We start from the raw sequence: 19,415 nt of genomic DNA, 5'->3' as shown, positions 1-19,415 counted from the left end.
TCTACACATCTTTAGGTACTTAATGCAATTGTTGCGATTTCATTCAGTTCATCTATTGAATATTCTGAGAGCAGTTGAAGAGTGTTCAGTAAAATCGAAAGTCCTGCTAATATCGCAGGTGCACTTTCCAACCTACCTCTCTTCTGCTGTCGGCCTGAAAGACGGGTCAGAAATATACGAATTTTTTGATTTTGTTCATCTTCAGAACGCTGTATTCGCCAAGTCAGCACACACGCCATACTGCTGATCAGGAGCCGTCTTAAAATCGCTGCAGGTGTGGTTTGAAGCCATGATTCAACGTCATGGCCTGCCTGCTTGATAAGCTTGAAATAGCACTCAATTGTCCAGCGCCAGTAATACCAGGTGGTTAATTCAACCGCATCAATCTCTGAAGAAACATTGCTGATCAGCGACCATCTCGCGACTGTTTTACCTTGAGCATCTTTCACCACAGCAACAATTAATCTGGCTGTAACTGCCTTGCCTGGCTGGGGAGCAACCCGTTGGCCTAAATCATCTTTTCTCTTCGGTTTTGCTGCACGCGTTATCCGAATATCGGTTTCTCCAACATGCAGCATATGCCTGTTTCCTTTATAAGCAATCGGCTTAACTTGCTGAGTTACTACTTTTTCTGCGACTTCTGCAACTTTGTAGGTTTCCCCTTGATGCTCAATCCGATGGCTTTCTTTGGCCCGAATCAACCATTTGAAACCATGGCTGCTGATTTCCCTCAAGTGGGCAATCGAGTCTCCTTCACGGTCAATGATATGGACTTTTGTTTTCTCAATCGGATACTGTTCAATCGTTTTGATTTGTTCTGCGAGTGAGTCCAAATGGGACTTGCGCTCGCTGTATTGTTCACTGAATGTGGAATAACAGCCGGATGCATCTGTTAGCGTCTGAGCTAATGGCGCAATTGGGAGCCCTGATGACGCATCGACAAGTAAACTGCTTTGCAATTCATAGCCTGAATTCGCCTCTGTTCTTTGAAGACGCCGAACCTTATGACTGTGCTTCACATACTGCAGTTGAGACCAGTCATGAACGATTAATGCATACTGATGCGGTGATGTCTTGATCTGTTCGCATGCAAGAAGCTTAATCGGCTGGTTTAATTGACTAAAAGAGATTTTATTATTATTCAGGAATCGCCAAACAGCCTGTGTAGTTGAGAAACTCGACTTTTGGGTAGAGGCCAGGTCTTTGATTGCGGGAGCAAGTGAAGCAAGAGGATTCATATTGAGTTTTACAAGGCTGTTATAACGTTTGACAAGACGCTGATCCAGACCAGAGATGTTAAATTGAAGAGCATGCTCTTCAATTTAACGCAAAGCTCGGAAATTGTGTAGATACCTATGGTTATAACTAGGGCGTGATGCTGTATCATCCTCTGCATAAAGGGCTGTAGAACCTGCACTCATTAGCGTTGCAACTAGCGATGCTTGTAGTAATTTATTCATAGCGACTCTCCGAGATTTTTCTTTTAAAACTGATTAATTGTTATGATCACCCTTAATTAAACTGGACCTTGTTTGGCTACCAAGCTTTTCTTAAGCGTGTTTTTATTCTAGTTGTTCTGTATAAAAAACCATCTATGCAGCCTTTTTCACTCAAATAGAGACCCAACTTTAAAATCTCAACAAAGTAAAATTAATATATTGTTTTTATTGTCATTTTATTTATTAATTAATTTAATAAATCCCTGAAAATAGTTACACCACTTTCAGTGATGCACAATTTTAGTGTTTTTTTATATTTTAAGTAGATCTCTGTTTTATCTTAGAAATTTTTAACATTTCAAATTTACATTTAATTACATATTTGGGTGAATAATTTCTTAACCCGCTAAAAAATCCATTTTTCATCTTTTTTTTACTTTACATTTCTACTAATTATTCAATTTAGGTCGATCATCTCGCTAAAATTCAAAGTTTATTCACATGCTATTTACCCAATTTCAGTTATTGAACAACATGACTAAAATCACATAATCAAACCTTAAATTTACATGACCTACTATTTTAGAAATCTAAATCTCACACTAAAAACCCAAACGTAAGCATAAGTACACTTTTTGAGAGTTGCATTTATTGCAATAAAGCTCATAGATACGTTATTAATCCAATAGTTTTTTGACAATATATGCTGCCCATATATCTAGCACTGAAATGGAATTCTTGTTGATTCCATATAACGATTTTGAACACGGGTAAGATCAACTTATAGCTGTGTACCGATAGCCATATCATGGCCCTATTTATACTCACAACTTTTTAATTAATAACTTTGCCCTACATAAAAAATGATAGTAGATCAATAAAAAAACCCTGCCGAGGCAGGGTTTTAGTACTTAAAATCAGCTAGATTAGAAACTTAGTTCTTTTCTTTATCTACAATCTTGTTTGCTTGAATCCAAGGTACGAAAAAAAGGAAAGCATTGCTTTCCCTTTTTTAAAGGCACGTAACGTAACCTTAGTTCTTCTCTTTATCGACGATCTTGTTTGCTTGAATCCAAGGCATCATCGCGCGTAACTTACCACCTGTTACTTCAATACCATGCGCTGCGTTTTGACGACGACGAGCAGTCATTGATGGGTAGTTCAACGCACCTTCGTTAATGAACATCTTCGCGTATTCACCAGATTGGATACGTTTAAGTGCATTGCGCATCGCTTCACGAGACTGTTCGTTGATTACTTCAACGCCAGTTACATATTCGCCATATTCAGCGTTGTTAGACACTGAATAGTTCATGTCCGCGATACCGCCTTCAAACATCAAGTCAACGATTAACTTAAGTTCGTGTAAGCATTCGAAGTAAGCCATTTCAGGTGCATAACCTGCTTCTACCAAAGTTTCGAAGCCCATTTTCACAAGTTCTACTGCACCACCACAAAGAACTGCTTGCTCACCAAATAAGTCAGTTTCAGTTTCTTCACGGAATGAAGTCTCGATAATACCTGTACGACCACCACCTACACCAGAAGCATAAGAAAGTGCTAGGTTACGTGCATTACCAGACGCATCTTGATGAATCGCGATTAAGTCAGGAACACCCGAACCACGTTGGTATTCAGAACGTACTGTATGACCTGGTGCTTTTGGTGCAACCATGATTACGTCAAGATCAGCACGTGGAACAACTTGGTTATAAAGAACAGAGAAACCATGAGCAAATGCTAATGTTGCACCTTCTTTGATGTTTGGCTCAATCACGTCACGATAAAGTTGTGATTGGAACTCATCTGGAGTCAAGATCATGACAACGTCAGCTTGAGCAACTGCAGCAGGAACTTCAGCAACTTTAAGACCTGAATTTTCAGCTTTTTTCCAAGAAGTAGAACCAGCACGTAGACCTACAGTTACGTCTACACCAGAATCTTTAAGGTTAAGCGCGTGTGCGTGACCTTGTGAACCGTAACCAATGATCGCTACTTTCTTAGATTGGATGATAGATAAGTCGCAGTCTTTATCGTAAAAAATTTGCATTGCTGTCTCCGCTAAAATGCTTGGTATTCTGTAATTCCATCAAGGGGTTTATTGTTTGATGAAATCCTCCTTTTTCTCAAAAGGAGGTTGAATCGTGTTAAATAATTAAATGGTTAAAACTTTTTCGCCGCGCGCGATGCCTGAAACACCAGAGCGTACAACTTCAAGAATGGTGTTCTCTGCTAATGCATCAATAAAACCATCAATTTTTTCAGTCGTACCTGCGATTTGAATGGTATAGGTCGTTGGAGTGACATCAACAATTTGCGCACGGAAAATGTCCGCAGTTCGTTTGATTTCAGCACGTGCCGAACCAAGTGATTTGACTTTAATCAACATCAACTCACGTTCAATGTGCGCACCTTCAGACAAATCAACCACTTTCACCACTTCAACCAATTTGTTGAGCTGTTTGGTGATTTGTTCAATTTTATGGTCATCGCCATAAGTCGTTAATGTCAAACGAGATAAAGTCGGATCTTCGGTTGGCGCAACGTTTAAAGTCTCAATGTTATAACCACGTTGAGAGAATAAACCCACCAAACGAGAAAGCGCACCAGCTTCGTTTTCTACAAGTACAGAGATAATGTGTCTCATGACGTGCGCTCCCCTTTACCTAACCACATATCTTGCATTGACTGACCTGCGATAAGCATTGGATAAACATGCTCTGTACGGTCAACCATCACATTAATAAATACACATTTATCATTGATCGCCATTGCTTCAGCAAGCTTCGACTCTAGCTCATCCGCATGGTCAATTTGGATGCCAACATGACCATATGCTTCCATTAATTTAGGGAAGTCAGGCAATGAATCGATATAAGAACTTGAATGACGTCCTTCATAGTTCATATCTTGCCACTGCTTCACCATCCCTAAAGCTTGGTTATTCAAGCAGAGGATTTTTACGTTTAGACCATATTGCTTACACGTCGAAAGCTCTTGGATACACATCTGAATCGATGCTTCACCTGTGATACACACTACTTGTTGGTCAGGGAAAGCCAATTTCGCCGCCATCGCATAGGGTAAACCAACACCCATGGTACCTAGGCCACCTGAGTTAATCCATTGGCGTGGACGTTTATACTTATAATAGTTCGCACCAAACATTTGATGCTGACCTACGTCAGAAGTAATGATCGCATCACCATTGGTGATTTTATCCAACGCTTCCACCACTTGTTGTGGTTTCATTACCCCATTTGCACCTGACTCATAACGCATGCCATGAACTTTACGCCATTCATTGATTTGCGCCCACCAAGCAGCCATGTCTTCAGGATTTGGTTTAGACACATTCATTTGTTTCAACTGTGTCAACATTTCTTGAAGGACAGGTTCTACCGCACCCACGATCGGGATATGCGCCATGATGGTTTTTGAAATCGTCGCAGGGTCGATATCAATATGAATCACTTTGGCATTTGGACAGAATTTTGCTGGATTATTGGTTACACGGTCATCGAAACGCGCACCGATACACAAAATAACATCAGCATTGTGCATAGTCATATTGGCTTCATAGGTACCATGCATACCCAACATGCCAATAAACTGCGGATCATTGCCAGGAAAGGCACCAAGCCCCATCAAGGTATTGGTGACTGGGAAGCCCAAAATATGTGCCAGTTCAGTTAACTGAGCAGAAGCATTACCTTGAACCACGCCACCGCCAGTATAAATCACAGGACGTTTAGCGTGAATCAGCTCTTCAATCGCTTTACGAATTTGACCTGAGTGACCACGATGCGGCGGTTGATACGAACGCATCTTCACTTTTTCTGGGTATTCGTAAGCAAATTTCTCAGCAGGATTGGTTGCATCTTTTGGAATATCGACCACAACTGGACCTGGACGACCAGAGGCTGCAATATAAAATGCCTTCTTAATAATCGAAGGAATTTCGCTGGCATGGCGCACTTGGAAACTATGTTTTACGATCGGACGAGAAATACCGACCATATCTGTTTCTTGGAATGCATCTTCACCAATTAAATGTGACGCAACCTGACCAGACAAAATCACCATTGGGATTGAGTCCATATAAGCCGTTGCAATTGGAGTCACAGTATTGGTTGCACCCGGACCTGAAGTCACGAGGACCACACCCGTCTTACCTGTTACGCGTGAGTAAGCATCTGCCATATGACCAGCAGCTTGTTCATGGCGCACGAGGTAATGATTGATTTTGTCTTGTTGAAAGAACGCGTCGTAGATATGTAAAACTGCGCCGCCTGGATATCCAAATACATGTTCAACGCCTTCGTCCGCCAATGCGCGAACGAGCATTTCACCACCAGATAAAAGTTCCAACGTGATTCACCCTAATCTTTATCACTGCAATGGTGGAAGGCACCAGCAGTGTTTCATTCATTGATTGTCTGCACTGTTATAGCACACATATTTCTTAGTTTTCATAGCAATAGGAAAAAATTCTGATCTGTATGCTGTTTGAGCAATATGAGATCTAAAACGTGTTGGGATAAACACATTTTTTTACTTTGTTCACGGTCTCGGCTAGAAAGCGTGTCCATTGCATGAAATGACACTTTATCGAAGGGTGATCGAGTAAAGGCATATAAAACTAAAGACAGCATTTTTAGGAGTTTCGTGACTAAAGTCAAGTTTAAAAATTAGCTTTTTTTTGTTTATTTACAGAGCGTTTGTTTTTTATTCATCGCGAACAAAGAAAACTGAGTCGCTTTTTCTCGGTTTTTTAGTGCAAAAACAAATAGATTTCTATTTCACTGAATTTATTAATAAAAAAACATAATAAAACCTATAAATAAGTTTAATAAGATATTCACTTAAATTTAAATCCAACATCTATCTCAGATTTTTTCAGTTTTAAATATAGATCAGCATTTGTTCATCAGGTTTTAGCATAACCTTCTTATTTTCATACTGTGCCATAACGCATATTTCACGCATTAAACTGAGGATTTGACCTGCAAAATATTTCAAAAACACAGATGAAAAAATGCATCAAACACTGCTTATTGCTCTAAAATTGGCATAAAATAACGACAACGATAAACCCGATAAAATCCAATGATTACGGATATAAAAAGGACAATGGTAGATGAGTATTCAGTTTGCAAGAATGACAGCATGTTTGGTGGGGATGGGGCTTGCAATGGGAAGTACACAAAGCTTTGCCAAGACGTATTATAAGTGGGTTGATAGCCAAGGCTCGACACATTACACCACGACACCTCCACCCAAAACAGCAAAGAAAAAAGGCAAAGTCGATACCTATGGTTGGAAAAATTCGCCACAAGCTGCGTCATCGGAAGCACCTCCACCTGCCAATATGCCGAATACCGTACCAGCTCCCCTCAATGCTGTACCGAGTGCTGCGCCAGCAGCACCAGCAGTTGATTTAGAAAATCAACGACGTGAAGCGAATGAAGCACTTGAACAAGGCCAACAAGTCCGCCCTGCGGTTTAATCATTCCGTACGGTTCCAGATTTATTTTCAGCTTGTTTAATTTCCTGCACAAAACATAGCGCAAAATTCACTTTTAGGTGCATTTTGCGCTATGCTGTGCAACAAACTTTTTAACCATTGTTCTACATACGTATATGACTACTCACATTGACCCTGAATATCAAGCGAGCGCGATTGAACCTACCGTCCAACAAGACTGGGAAGCTCGTAAAGCCTTTAAAGTTGCCGACTCTGTAGAAGGTCCACGTCGTTATATCCTCTCGATGTTCCCTTATCCAAGTGGCAAACTGCATATGGGTCATGTGCGTAACTACACCATTGGTGATGTCATCAGCCGTTTCCACCGCCTTAAAGGGGAAACTGTCCTGCAACCTATGGGTTGGGATGCTTTTGGTTTACCTGCTGAAAATGCTGCAATTGCACACCAAGTTGCACCTGCAAAATGGACCTTTGAAAACATCGCATATATGCGTGACCAATTAAAAAAATTAGGTCTATCAGTCGATTGGGATCGTGAATTTGCAACGTGTACCCCTGAATACTACCGCTGGGAACAGTGGTTGTTCGTGCAACTTTATAAAAAAGGCCTTATTTATCGTAAGTTATCTACCGTAAATTGGGATCCTGTGGATCAGACTGTACTTGCCAATGAACAAGTTGAAAATGGTCGTGGCTGGCGTTCAGGTGCGTTGGTTGAAAAACGTGATATTCCAATGTATTACTTCCGCATTACCGACTATGCACAAGAATTATTAGACGATTTAGATACCTTAAAAGACGGTTGGCCACAACAAGTCTTGACCATGCAACGTAACTGGATTGGTCGCTCACAAGGAATGGATATCACCTTCCCTTCAGCGAATCCTGAAATTTACGCAGACGGCCTTACTGTATTCACCACACGTGCTGACACCTTAATGGGTGTGACTTATGTTGCAGTTGCAGCAGAACATCCAATGGCGCTGAAAGCTGCGGAAAATAATGCTGAACTTAAAGCATTTATTGAAGAATGCCGTATGGGTTCTGTGGCTGAAGCTGACCTTGCCACTGCTGAAAAGAAAGGCATGGCAACAGGTCTGTCTGTGAAGCATCCTGTCACTGGTGAAGACATTCCTGTTTGGATTGCCAACTATGTGTTGATGTCTTATGGCTCTGGCGCAGTGATGGCTGTACCTGCACACGACGAACGTGATTTTGAATTTGCCAATAAATATGGCTTAACCATTAAACAAGTGATTGATGCTCAAGGTGCAGACTTTGATGCTGCACAATGGCAAGAATGGTACGGCTCTAAAGAAGGTAAATTGGTCAATTCAGCAGAATTTGACGGTTTAGACTTCCAAGCTGCTTATGATGCGTTCCTTGAAAAATTAGAACCAACAACTCTTGCAAATACGAAAGTTCAGTTCCGTTTACGTGACTGGGGTGTATCGCGTCAACGTTATTGGGGTTGCCCAATTCCAATGATCAACTGTGAAAAATGTGGTCAGGTTCCTGTACCTGAAGAGCAACTTCCAGTGGTCTTACCGACTGATGTCGTACCTGATGGCTCGGGTAACCCATTGAACAAGATGCCTGAATTCTACGAAACCAAATGCCCAAGTTGTGGTGGCGATGCACGTCGTGAAACCGATACCTTGGACACCTTTGTAGAATCATCTTGGTACTATGCACGTTATGCATCTCCTGATTTTACTGATGGTTTAGTTAAGCCTGAAGCTGCTCAAACATGGCTTCCTGTAAACCAATACATCGGTGGTGTTGAACATGCGATTCTGCACTTACTTTATGCACGCTTCTTCCACAAGTTAATGCGTGATGAAGGTGTAGTACAAGGCAATGAACCATTTACCAACCTGTTAACTCAAGGTATGGTTTTGGCAGACACTTATTACCGTGAAGCTGAATCAGGCAAGAAAACTTGGTTTAACCCTGCGGATATCGACCTCGAACGTGATGAAAAAGGTCGTATTCTGTCTGCGAAATACCAAGGTGATGGTCAAGACGTGATTGTTGGCGGACAAGAGAAAATGTCGAAATCGAAAAATAACGGTATCGACCCGCAAGCTATTATTGATCAGTACGGTGCAGATACGGCACGTGTGTTCATGATGTTTGCTGCTCCACCAGATCAATCTCTTGAATGGTCTGATGCGGGTGTGGAAGGCGCAAACCGTTTCTTGAAACGTGTATGGCGTTTGGTTGCCAGCTTCCTTGAAAAAGGTAATGTAGGCTCTGCAATTGATACTGCTCAACTGTCTACAGAAGCACAAGACTTACGTCGTAAAACGCATGAAACCATTCAAAAAGTGGGTGATGACATCGAACGCCGCCATGCCTTTAACACGGCTATTGCAGCGATGATGGAACTATTAAATGCGAACAACAAATTTGAAGCGAAAAATGATAACGATGTTGCGGTTGCTCGTGAATCGATTACAACGCTTTTAACTTTACTTGCGCCATTTGCACCACATTTAAGCCAGACTTTATTGGCTGAATTCGGACTAGACTTAACCAGCGTATTGTTCCCGACTTTAGACGAATCTGCACTCACACGTAATACGCAAACGATTGTGGTTCAAGTGAATGGTAAACTGCGTGGCAAATTAGAAGTGTCTGTCGATACATCGAAAGATGAATTGCTTGCATTGGCTAAAGCCTTGCCAGAAGTTCAACAATTCTTGACAGGTCCAACCAAGAAAGAAATTGTGGTGCCAAATAAATTAGTGAATTTGGTGGTTTAACTTAATCTCCCTGACTCCCTCTTTATTAAAGAGGGGAACTCCTCCCTTTTCAAAGGGAGGTCGGGAGGGATTTCTAAACAAAACCCAAACAAAGCCCGTTGCCAGTCAACGGGCTTTGCACATACAATCACGACATATTATTTTTCTTTTATCAAAAAGAGCAAACAGAGGACAACACATGCATTTAGGCAAACGTTTGGCAGCTATTGTTTTAACTTGTGGCCTAAGTGCTGGCTTGGTCGGGTGTGGCTTTCATTTAAAAGGCACCAATCCAAGCGCAACGCCGATTGCTTATTCAAAAATGAATTTGGTGCTTCCGAAGAACACCGATGAATTACATGAAAAATTGGCCATTTATTTGGTTGCGTCTGGTGTACAGCTGAGCAGTGGTTCAGATGCCTATGTGCTTCGCGTGCTAGACTATAAACCGCAGCGTTTAGAGCTGAACGGTAAACTGATTGAAGTATTACTACGCCTCAATGTCACCTTCCGTATTGAAGATGCACAAGGCCGTCCAATCACTGAACCACGCACCGTAGTCGCATCACGTAGTTATCAATACAACGTTGAAACGGTCAATACCGATGACCAAGAGAAAAACTATCTGAATCAAGTCATCGTGGATGATGTCGCGCAGCAAATTGTGCGTCAAATTTCATCGAACCGTCTACCACCTGCACAGCAGTAAGGTTTATTAACAATGAAACTTGACTATTTGCAAGCCTTAAAACGTGTCGATGAAGCTCGTGGCGCGTGGATTATGCAAGGTCAAGAGCCATTGCTTGAACAAAACTTACTGGATGCATTTCGAGCAAGTTGGCAAAAGCAAGAGATTGAACGACAACGGCATGACATCAGTAATGTCAATGACTGGAAAAATGTCTTTAATGCGCTCAACAGCTTGTCCTTGTTTTCAAGCCAGCTTGCCATTGAAGTTCATGGCAATATTAAACCCGATGCTAACGCTTTAAAGTTGCTAAAAAGCTATATCCAAAGCAATGAACAGAACTTGCTTTTGGTGGTGATGCCAAAACAGGACAGCGCCAGCCTAAAAACGGGCTTTTTCCAAACGGTTGAAGCCAATGGAGTGCATGTTGCCCTGACCGCGAATTATCCGCGTGATCGTCAGCAGATTTTAAGCATTGAAGCAGATAAGCTTGGGGTTAAACTGAGTCAGGATGCATGGCAGTGGCTAGAACAACACCATGAACACAACTTACTTGCAGCTAAAAATAGCTTAATGCGTGTCAGCGACACCTTTGCCGAGGTCGAGCTGATTCAGATTGATCATTTACATGCCTGCTTACAAGATCAGTCCCGCTATAGTACTTTCGATTTGAGTGATGCTCTGCTCGAAGGCAATCTGGCGCAATCGATTAAAATTTACCAATACCTGATTGCCTCAGGTGAACCCCTCAGTCTGATTTTGTGGAGCATAAGCAAAGAAATGCGTTTACTCATGCAACTGTTTGAGCAACCGCAAAATGCACTACAACTAGGGATTTGGAAGAATAAAGTCAGCGTCTATCAACAAGCATTACGTCGACTGAATCCGCAGTGCTTTTTAACGTGGCCCAGTCTCCTGCTTCGCATTGATGCTTCGATCAAAGGTTTGGGGCATGAAAATGCTGAACATGTCGTGATGCAAGCCATTGCAACGCTGTGTGGAAAATCACTCTTTCCCGCTTAAATTACCGCAACGAGTCTTTTAAAAATAATAATCATTTCTATTTGTTCAAAAAATTCACGATTTATCCGTATTTCGCTTTTATACTATCTGCAATTCTGTTTACTCCCTGATTCCAATGCAAAAAATAAAAGCTGTCAAAATGGTTATCGCAGTACTGTGTGTTGCCGTACTTGCTTATGTCGCGTGGACATATTTCAAACCAAAACAAGAACAACCACAATATATTAGCGAATCTGTCACTCGTGGTGATCTTGAAAATACGGTATTGGCGACAGGTACTTTAGATGCAACCAAACTGGTGAGTGTAGGCGCACAGGTCTCAGGTCAAGTACAGAAAATGTATGTGCAACTGGGTGATGAAGTTAAACAAGGTCAATTGATTGCGCAGATTGATTCAACCACTCAAGAAAACAGCTTCAAAACAGCAGAAGCCAATATTAAAAATTTGCAAGCGCAGCGTCTACAACAAGAAGCCAGTCTTAATGAGGCGCAACTGGCATATAAACGTCAACAACAAATGTATGCACAAGATGCTACATCAAAAGCAGAATTAGAATCGGCTGAGGCCAGCTATAAAACAGCACAAGCACAAATTAAAGCCATTGATGCACAGATTGAATCTGCAAAAGTAACCAAGTCGACTGCACAAACCAATATCGGTTATACCCGCATTGTGGCACCGACTGACGGTACCGTGGTGGCGATCGTGACTGAGGAAGGTCAAACTGTAAATGCCAATCAAAGTGCGCCAACTATTGTTAAAATTGCAAAATTGCAAAACATGACCATTAAGGCGCAGGTCAGTGAAGCGGACATCATGAAAGTTGAAAAAGGCCAACAGGTGTATTTCACCACTTTAGGTGATGACAGCAAGCGTTATGCTAGCCTACGTCAAGTTGAGCCCGCGCCAGACTCGATTACCGATGAAAGTACCACCAGCACATCAACCAGCACCGCAATTTACTACAATGCTCTATTTGATGTACCCAACCATGATGGCAAGCTACGTATTGATATGACTGCACAAGTCTACATCGTGCTCGATTCTGCAAAAAATGCGTTATTAGTCCCTTCTTCTGCAATTTCCAATCGTCCTGCAAATGCAAAACGTAACAGTGGTTCAAATACGCAAGCAGCGTCATCTACACAAACCAAATCGGACTCAGACCGTCCACAAGGTCCACGTCTTGAACGTCTAAATTTAAATGCAGCACAACAACAATTGGTTAAAGAAGGTAAAGCTACGCTGAGCGTAGTTCGTGTCTTACAAGCGGACGGCTCAGCTCAACCCAAACAAATTTTGGTGGGGATCAATAACCGTGTCAATGCACAGGTGCTTGCAGGCTTAAAAGAAGGTGATCAAGTGGTGATTGCAGACAGTTCAGAGAACTCTGCGGCTTCTGCCAATAGCAGCAACCGCCGTCGTAACAGTCCACCGATGGGAATGTAAGCATGACCAAAAAAGCCTTGCTTGAAGTCAGCAATTTGGTGCGAGAGTTTCCAGCTGGCGAAAGTACTGTCCAAATTCTCAAAGGCATTGATCTGACCATTTACGAAGGTGAATTGGTTGCCATTGTCGGCCAGTCGGGTTCAGGTAAATCGACCCTGATGAATATTTTGGGCTGTCTCGACCGTCCAACCTCAGGAAGTTATCAGGTCAATGGCCGCGAAACAGGTAAACTCGAACCGGACCAATTGGCTGAATTACGTCGTGAGTATTTTGGTTTTATTTTCCAGCGTTACCATCTTCTTGGCGACTTAACCGCAGAAGGTAATGTTGAAGTACCTGCCGTTTATGCAGGTGCAACACCGTATGCGCGTAAACAACGTGCCACTGCTTTACTGACAGAATTAGGACTGGGTAATAAAACTCAAAACCGTCCGAGTCAACTTTCTGGGGGGCAGCAACAACGTGTCTCGATTGCACGTGCCTTGATGAATGGCGGTGATGTCATTCTCGCCGATGAACCGACAGGTGCCCTAGACTCGCATAGCGGCGTGGAAGTGATGAGGATTTTGCGTGAGTTAAATGCCGCAGGCCATACCATTATTTTGGTCACCCACGATATGCAAGTGGCGAAAAATGCCTCGCGGATTATCGAGATCAGTGATGGGCAAATCATTGCAGACCGTGTCAATCAACCTGAGCACGACACTGAACTGCATAGCGATCCTGATGCAGAAACTGCGATTTCTGCCCAACAAGAAAAAAATAAAAGTGTCTCTGCATGGCGTTCCCTGCTCGACCGTTTAGGTGAAGCCTTCCGTATGGCACTTTTGTCCATGAATGCACACCGCATGCGAACCTTTTTGACCATGCTCGGCATTATTATCGGGATTGCCTCTGTTGTAACGGTGGTGGCTTTAGGAAATGGGTCACAACAGCAGATTTTAAGTAACATCAGTAGTTTAGGAACTAACACCATTACGGTGTTCCAAGGGCGCGGTTTTGGTGACAACTCCAAAACGGCCAACTTTAAAACCCTTGTTCCTGCCGATGCTGAAGCGCTCGCCACCCAACCGTATGTGAGTGCGGTCAGTCCAATGGTGAGTTCATCTAAAACCATTCGCTATCAACAAAGTGAAGCCAATGCCACCATTAATGGTGTCGGTGGCGATTATTTTACAGTGAAAGGCCTAACCTTCAAAAATGGACAAACCTTTGACCAACGAAGTGTCCGTGACCGTACCCAAGACGTAGTCATTGATACTAACACACAAAAACAGTTTTTTAGTGATGGTAGCAATCCGATTGGGCAAGTCGTACTTTTGGGCAGTGTTCCTGCACGAATTATTGGTGTCGTTGAGCCGCAAACCAGTGCTATGGGTTCCGATGATACGTTGAATGTATATATGCCCTACACCACTGTCATGAGTCGTATGCTCGGTCAGAGTAATGTGCGCAATATCGTGGTGCAAATCAATGATAAGTACTCCACCAGCGCGGCTGAAAACGCAATTGTGAACTTACTCACCTTGCGTCATGGTCAACAAGATGTGTTCACCATGAACAGTGACAGTATTCGCCAAACCATTGAAAAGACCACCAGTACCATGACCCTATTGGTCTCTGCAATTGCCGTTATTTCTTTGGTGGTGGGCGGTATAGGGGTAATGAATATTATGTTGGTCTCGGTCACCGAACGCACGCAAGAAATTGGGGTTCGGATGGCAGTTGGTGCGCGTCAAAGTGATATTTTGCAGCAGTTCCTGATTGAAGCCATTTTAGTCTGCCTGATTGGTGGGGTGTTAGGGGTATTGCTCTCGCTGGGTCTAGGACAAATCATTCAAAAATTTGCTGGGGGTAATTTTGGGGTTGCCTACTCAACCACGTCTATTATCGCCGCATTTGTATGCTCGACTTTAATTGGTGTGGTGTTTGGTTTCTTGCCTGCAAAAAATGCAGCCAAACTCGACCCTGTTGCAGCACTTGCCAGAGAATAAGGAAAAAATATGCCTTTTTTATTAACGCGCCTTTGTACCGCGATGCTGCTTGGCAGCACTTTGGTTGGCTGTGCAGCTGTGGTTAAAACACCTTATCAAGCGCCAGCGGTACAGACGCCATCTCAGTTTCAATACGACAAAGTAACATCGCAACAACGCCAACAAGCCCTGTATGCCGATCAATGGTGGACGTTATTTGGTGATGTACAGCTCAATCAACTGGTCGATGCTGTGCTCGCAAAGAATGCCGATTTGGCCGTTGCAGGGATGACCTTAAAACAAGCACGCTTACAAGCAGAACTGGCCGAGAATCAGCAAAAGCCACGAGTGAATTCTACGGTGTCTACAGGTCATCAGTTTGACTTGAACTCAGGCAATGACAGCTCAAGTGGTCTGTCTTTGGGTGCTGGCTTAAGTTATGAAGTCGATTTATTTGGTAAATTAGCCCGTCAAACTGAAGCAAAGAGATGGGAAGCACTGGCGACTGAGCAAGATTTACAAGCCACTGCTCAAAGCTTAATTGGCACCACGGCGAAGCTATATTGGCAGTTGGCCTATTATAATGAAAGCCGTACAACTGCCGAGCAAAGCCTTGCAACCTCACAAAAACTGTATGACTTAGTTAAAGTTCAGTATCAAGCTGGGGCTGTATCAGGACTGGACTTAACTCAAGCTGAACAGTCAGTACAAAGTCAAAAAGCCAGTCTGAGTCAAATTCAACAAAGCTTTGTCGAGACCCGTACCTCAATTGCCGTGTTACTGCATATGCCTGTACAGCAGTTGAGTATTGATGAACCACAGCGTTTACCACGCTTAGCTTTGCCTAGTATTGCTGCGGGTTTACCTGCCGACATCTTGTCGCGCCGTCCAGACTTAAAAGCGGCTGAGCTACGTTTACGTGAGAGTTTAGCGACCAAAGATGCCACCACGGCGAGCTATTATCCTTCGATCAGTTTGACTGGGAATCTTGGTTCAAGCAGTACCTCACTAACGCAATTGCTCAAGAACCCAGCCCTAACCTTAGGCGCAAGTTTAAGTCTGCCGTTCTTGCAATATAACGACATGAAACGCGACCTTGCGATTAGTCAATTGGACTATGAAAAAGCCATCGTGCAATATCGTCAGACTTTGTACCAAGCTTTTGCCGATGTTGAAAATGCCCTGTCTGCGCGAACTGAGTTGAGTCAACAAGTGCAATTGCAACAGCGTAATTTAGAACTTGCTGAGAAAGTGGAACGGTTGACCCAAGTACGTTATCGCTATGGTGCCGTGGCTTTAAAAACCTTGTTGGATCAACAGGAAACCACACGCACTGCGCGCTTAACGTTGGTCAATACCAAACAGAGTCAATACAACGCCTATGTGACGTTGATGCAAGCCTTGGGTGGAAGTCCTGTAAAAGAACTAACAAAACAATAGTCCTAGCGCTATTGTTTTGTTCTTCTAAAGTTTTTGGCTCATTTTTAATGGGCCGATAATTTTTGATTCTATCCTATTAATCCAACACAACGTCTTAAGACAATTATTTGTTATTAAAATAAACTTATGTGGGCGAATTAATGATATGACTAACAACTAAATTAAGTATTACAACGAAAATATCATGAAATCGTATTTCACGCCGTTTGTAGCTTGACGTAAATATAACTTTCTTAAATATTGGTCGATTTTCTAAAAAGGCGGATTCAAGCGGCAAGTGCAACAGTATAAAAACCAGCCATAACTTCACTCGGTGTATACCAACCTAGTGTTTTTCTAGGACGATGGTTGAGTGCAAATTCTATCTGCTCTATTTGTTCGTTTGACACGCCATCAAACGATGATGATTTTGGCAGATATTGACGGATTAAACCATTCGTATTTTCATTTCTAGCTCGCTGAATAGACTTGTAAGGATCAGCAAAATACGTCTCTATGCCAGCATCAGTAATTCTTTTGTGTTCGGAAAATTCTTTGCCATTATCAAATGTCACACTATAAGCATGGCTCATTTGTAAACGATCTAATGCACAAGTAATCGTTTGAGAGGATGCTCTTGTTGGCCCTAAATGAACAATATGTACATACAGGCTCTTTCGATCAACGAGAGTCAATAAAGCACCTTTATGATGTTTACCAATCACCGTGTCACCTTCGAAATCTCCTAAACGTTGTCGTTGATCAATGACCTGGTCTCGGCAATGAATACTTGTTTTATCAATGATTTGACCCCTACGATCCGTGTTTTTGTAACCGCGTTTTCGATATTTCTTCTGATGCCTTAAATGTAGATGAAGTTTACCGCCTTTTGATTTATCTTGATAAATGTACTGGTAAATCCACTCATGTGAAGGTACATCCAGCCAACCGCGTTGTGTTAAAGCACCTGAAATTTGTTCGGGTGACCAGTCCAAACCAATCAAATAATCAATATAAGCGAAGGCAAATGCTGTCATTGATGATGAAGGACGGTACCGTCTTTGACTTGCAAATTTAGCTGCCTGTTGAGCTCTATATCCACGTTGCCCAGTATTTCTTTTTAATTCACGGTAGATGGTTGATCGTGAACGTCCTAATTCCCGAGCAAGGGTAGCGATTGAACTTTTACTTTTCAAAGTAGCATAAATTTCGTATCTTTCATCTTGAGAAAGTTGGGTGTATTTCTTCATTGTGTGCTTTCCAATTGCGAGTTGAAAAAGTCCAATGATTCTACGAATACACCTAACTTTTTCAACTAACTACAAATGTGTCGCACTTGGGATTTGAATCTGCGTATTAAAAGTATTTGATGCTCGTAAAGTTGAGGAAGACTGCTCATTTTATATGATGCAAGCGGCAAATGACGGGGATCTATTCAGCTTCCAAGAACGCTACCATCTCTCACTTGACCTTAACTATAAGTTACTTTGTCAACTGCTTTCTGGCTTGACTGCAATGCACTGCCAAGAAAAAAACTAGTACACAGGGATTTAAAACCTGAGAATCTTTTGGTCCACGATGACAAGCTCGTTATTGCAGATTTTGGTTCTGTTCGCCGTATCGATGATGCCACTGGTAAAGCTCCTGCATCAAAGCATAGTATTCTCTATAGACCACCAGAAGCATTTGGTGATAATGCTTTTTTGACTTCTCTTCGGATGTGTATCAAGCAGGAATTATTGGCTACCTCCTTTTTGGGGGGAAACTAAGTAATAACCTTTTAGAACAGCTAAATAAAATAGAATTAAAGAAGCTTGAAAGAATCAAAGAAACAGGAGGTGATTATGAGATATCCAAATACATCGACTCTTGTATTGAAAAAAGAATAAATATGGGGAAACTACTCGACTGGCGAAGTATTCCGTTTTACGTTCCCAAAAAAGTTGTCAAGGTATTAAAGAAAGCTGTTCAAGATAAACATAATAGGTATTCTAATGTCAGTGAGTTTCTTGCAGAGCTTGCAAAGGTTAGAGCTGGACTCCCTGATTGGATTGCAGATAAGGAAGGATATACTCTTAGTGATTGGAAAGGAAATGACTACTTCCTTATGGAATTTGCTGGGCAGATAATTTTGAAAAAGAGGAAGCATGGTTCGAAAACGTTTCGAGTAGACAACAGCGTAAAAGCTAAAAACTATGCCCTTGCTTACAATCAATTGAAAGATAAAGTTGGACTACCTTAGCAGTTAATAATGCATTATATTCTTTAGAATCTGGCTCTATTATAAAAAAACAAAGCCGCTATAAAAGCGGCTTTATCAAATAATTTGAATCAATCTAATTAGTCATCGAGCATCAAGTCTGGGCTCATCCCCACAGTGTTGAAACCTGCATCGACATACATGATTTCACCCGTAATACCATTTGCCCAAGGTGAGCAAAGGAATAATGCGGCATTACCGACATCTTCAATGGTCACATTACGTTTAAGTGGTGAAATTTTTTCGTTTACATCTAACATTTTGCGGAACGACTTAATACCAGATGCCGCCAAAGTACGGATTGGGCCTGCTGAAATCGCATTCACACGGATCCCTTCTGCACCCAAGCTTGAAGCCAAATAACGTACGCCCGCTTCTAGCGATGCCTTCGCCATACCCATCACGTTATAGTTTGGCATCACACGCTCAGAACCTTGGTAAGTCAAGGTCAATAAGCAACCTTGACGAACTAAAAGTAATGGCTTCGCAGCACGCGCCATAGCAATGAAACTATATGCACTGATGTCATGTGCCACTTTAAAACCATCACGATCCGTTACATCGGTAAAGTCACCATCCAAAGTATGCGCAGGCGCAAAACCAATCGAATGCACCACACCGTCTAAACCATCCCAATGTTTTGCCAATTCAACAAAAGTCTGTTCAATTTCAGCATCGACAGCCACATCACATGGTAGAACAATCGTTGAACCAAATTGTGCTGCAAATTCATCTACACGTTTTTTCAGTTTTTCATTTGGATAGGTAAACGCAAGTTCCGCGCCTTCACGGTGAAGTGCTTGAGCAATACCAAATGCAATTGATAATTTACTTGCAATACCCGCTACTAAAAAACGCTTTCCAGCCAATAGTCCTTGTGCCATGTGACTCTCACTCAAAATAATTTATCTGCATAATGCCAAGTTTA

General features: G+C 42.2%; 15 protein-coding genes. 9 read left to right on the top strand and 6 right to left on the bottom strand.

The window, feature by feature from the left end:
• Positions 1-11: 11 nt before the first annotated feature.
• From AC4CUZ_RS06285 to AC4CUZ_RS06270, 4 genes are all read right to left on the bottom strand, one after another.
• Positions 12-1,238: a transposase gene (locus AC4CUZ_RS06285; protein WP_490747273.1), complete on the bottom strand. Its 1,227-nt coding sequence runs from the start codon at positions 1,236-1,238 to the stop codon at positions 12-14.
• Positions 1,239-2,472: 1,234 nt separating this feature from the next.
• Positions 2,473-3,489, bottom strand: coding sequence for a ketol-acid reductoisomerase (ilvC, locus tag AC4CUZ_RS06280; protein ID WP_004983494.1), 1,017 nt, complete (start codon positions 3,487-3,489; stop codon positions 2,473-2,475).
• 105 nt (positions 3,490-3,594) lie between these two features.
• A complete protein-coding gene (ilvN, locus tag AC4CUZ_RS06275; RefSeq protein ID WP_004697653.1) occupies positions 3,595-4,086 on the bottom strand; it encodes an acetolactate synthase small subunit in 492 nt (163 codons plus the stop codon).
• Positions 4,083-5,810, bottom strand: a complete 1,728-nt coding sequence (locus tag AC4CUZ_RS06270) for an acetolactate synthase 3 large subunit (protein ID WP_010327538.1) — start codon at positions 5,808-5,810, stop codon at positions 4,083-4,085. The genes ilvN and AC4CUZ_RS06270 overlap by 4 nt, the downstream gene beginning before the upstream one ends.
• 769 nt (positions 5,811-6,579) lie before the next feature.
• Here AC4CUZ_RS06270 and AC4CUZ_RS06265 point away from each other — a divergent pair.
• From AC4CUZ_RS06265 to AC4CUZ_RS06235, 7 genes are all read left to right on the top strand, one after another.
• Positions 6,580-6,948: a DUF4124 domain-containing protein gene (locus AC4CUZ_RS06265; RefSeq protein WP_078388509.1), complete on the top strand. Its 369-nt coding sequence runs from the start codon at positions 6,580-6,582 to the stop codon at positions 6,946-6,948.
• 134 nt (positions 6,949-7,082) lie between these two features.
• Positions 7,083-9,695 carry a leucine--tRNA ligase gene (leuS, locus tag AC4CUZ_RS06260; protein ID WP_490747389.1) on the top strand — a complete coding sequence of 871 codons (2,613 nt, stop codon included), beginning with the start codon at positions 7,083-7,085 and terminating at the stop codon, positions 9,693-9,695.
• Positions 9,696-9,873: 178 nt separating this feature from the next.
• Positions 9,874-10,383: an LPS-assembly lipoprotein LptE gene (locus AC4CUZ_RS06255; protein ID WP_490747388.1), complete on the top strand. Its 510-nt coding sequence runs from the start codon at positions 9,874-9,876 to the stop codon at positions 10,381-10,383.
• 12 nt (positions 10,384-10,395) lie between these two features.
• On the top strand, positions 10,396-11,385 hold the full coding sequence (holA, locus tag AC4CUZ_RS06250) for a DNA polymerase III subunit delta (RefSeq protein ID WP_078388511.1): 990 nt from the start codon (positions 10,396-10,398) through the stop codon (positions 11,383-11,385).
• A 115-nt stretch (positions 11,386-11,500) separates the two neighbouring features.
• Positions 11,501-12,835 (top strand): MacA family efflux pump subunit, encoded by a 1,335-nt coding sequence (locus AC4CUZ_RS06245; RefSeq protein ID WP_114837681.1) that lies wholly within the window; start codon positions 11,501-11,503, stop codon positions 12,833-12,835.
• A gap of 2 nt (positions 12,836-12,837) precedes the next feature.
• Positions 12,838-14,829, top strand: a complete 1,992-nt coding sequence (locus AC4CUZ_RS06240) for a MacB family efflux pump subunit (RefSeq protein ID WP_078388513.1) — start codon at positions 12,838-12,840, stop codon at positions 14,827-14,829.
• 9 nt (positions 14,830-14,838) lie between these two features.
• Positions 14,839-16,248, top strand: coding sequence for an efflux transporter outer membrane subunit (locus AC4CUZ_RS06235; RefSeq protein ID WP_490747387.1), 1,410 nt, complete (start codon positions 14,839-14,841; stop codon positions 16,246-16,248).
• Positions 16,249-16,514: 266 nt separating this feature from the next.
• On the opposite strand, the gene AC4CUZ_RS06230 is transcribed toward AC4CUZ_RS06235, so the two are convergent.
• Positions 16,515-17,477, bottom strand: coding sequence for an IS30-like element IS18 family transposase (locus AC4CUZ_RS06230; RefSeq protein ID WP_125279924.1), 963 nt, complete (start codon positions 17,475-17,477; stop codon positions 16,515-16,517).
• A 237-nt stretch (positions 17,478-17,714) separates the two neighbouring features.
• Here AC4CUZ_RS06230 and AC4CUZ_RS06225 point away from each other — a divergent pair, with 237 nt between their 5' ends.
• Both AC4CUZ_RS06225 and AC4CUZ_RS06220 read left to right on the top strand, forming a co-directional pair.
• Entirely contained in the window at positions 17,715-17,996 is a 282-nt protein-coding gene (locus tag AC4CUZ_RS06225) for a protein kinase domain-containing protein (protein WP_490747386.1), read from the top strand.
• On the top strand, positions 17,948-18,469 hold the full coding sequence (locus AC4CUZ_RS06220; protein WP_490747385.1) for a hypothetical protein: 522 nt from the start codon (positions 17,948-17,950) through the stop codon (positions 18,467-18,469). Before AC4CUZ_RS06225 ends, AC4CUZ_RS06220 begins: the two co-directional genes overlap by 49 nt.
• Before the next feature lie 98 nt (positions 18,470-18,567).
• On the opposite strand, the gene AC4CUZ_RS06215 is transcribed toward AC4CUZ_RS06220, so the two are convergent.
• Complete coding sequence (locus AC4CUZ_RS06215; RefSeq protein ID WP_004697637.1) at positions 18,568-19,371, bottom strand: enoyl-ACP reductase FabI; 804 nt, start codon at positions 19,369-19,371, stop codon at positions 18,568-18,570.
• Positions 19,372-19,415: the final 44 nt, after the last annotated feature.

This window comes from Acinetobacter sp. 789_lipA, assembly GCF_058242845.1.
Note: the sequence above shows the minus strand (reverse complement) of the source record. Positions and strands in the feature narration are given on the sequence as shown.

Bases quoted from the DNA above. Each gene is read 5' to 3' on its own strand.
- AC4CUZ_RS06285 (WP_490747273.1), bottom strand. From the start codon at position 1,238: ATGAATCCTCTTGCTTCACTTGCTCCCGCAATCAAAGACCTGGCCTCT.
- ilvC (WP_004983494.1), bottom strand. From the start codon at position 3,489: ATGCAAATTTTTTACGATAAAGACTGCGACTTATCTATCATCCAATCT.
- ilvN (WP_004697653.1), bottom strand. From the start codon at position 4,086: ATGAGACACATTATCTCTGTACTTGTAGAAAACGAAGCTGGTGCGCTT.
- AC4CUZ_RS06265 (WP_078388509.1), top strand. From the start codon at position 6,580: ATGAGTATTCAGTTTGCAAGAATGACAGCATGTTTGGTGGGGATGGGG.
- leuS (WP_490747389.1), top strand. From the start codon at position 7,083: ATGACTACTCACATTGACCCTGAATATCAAGCGAGCGCGATTGAACCT.
- AC4CUZ_RS06255 (WP_490747388.1), top strand. From the start codon at position 9,874: ATGCATTTAGGCAAACGTTTGGCAGCTATTGTTTTAACTTGTGGCCTA.
- holA (WP_078388511.1), top strand. From the start codon at position 10,396: ATGAAACTTGACTATTTGCAAGCCTTAAAACGTGTCGATGAAGCTCGT.
- AC4CUZ_RS06245 (WP_114837681.1), top strand. From the start codon at position 11,501: ATGCAAAAAATAAAAGCTGTCAAAATGGTTATCGCAGTACTGTGTGTT.
- AC4CUZ_RS06240 (WP_078388513.1), top strand. From the start codon at position 12,838: ATGACCAAAAAAGCCTTGCTTGAAGTCAGCAATTTGGTGCGAGAGTTT.
- AC4CUZ_RS06235 (WP_490747387.1), top strand. From the start codon at position 14,839: ATGCCTTTTTTATTAACGCGCCTTTGTACCGCGATGCTGCTTGGCAGC.
- AC4CUZ_RS06230 (WP_125279924.1), bottom strand. From the start codon at position 17,477: ATGAAGAAATACACCCAACTTTCTCAAGATGAAAGATACGAAATTTAT.
- AC4CUZ_RS06215 (WP_004697637.1), bottom strand. From the start codon at position 19,371: ATGGCACAAGGACTATTGGCTGGAAAGCGTTTTTTAGTAGCGGGTATT.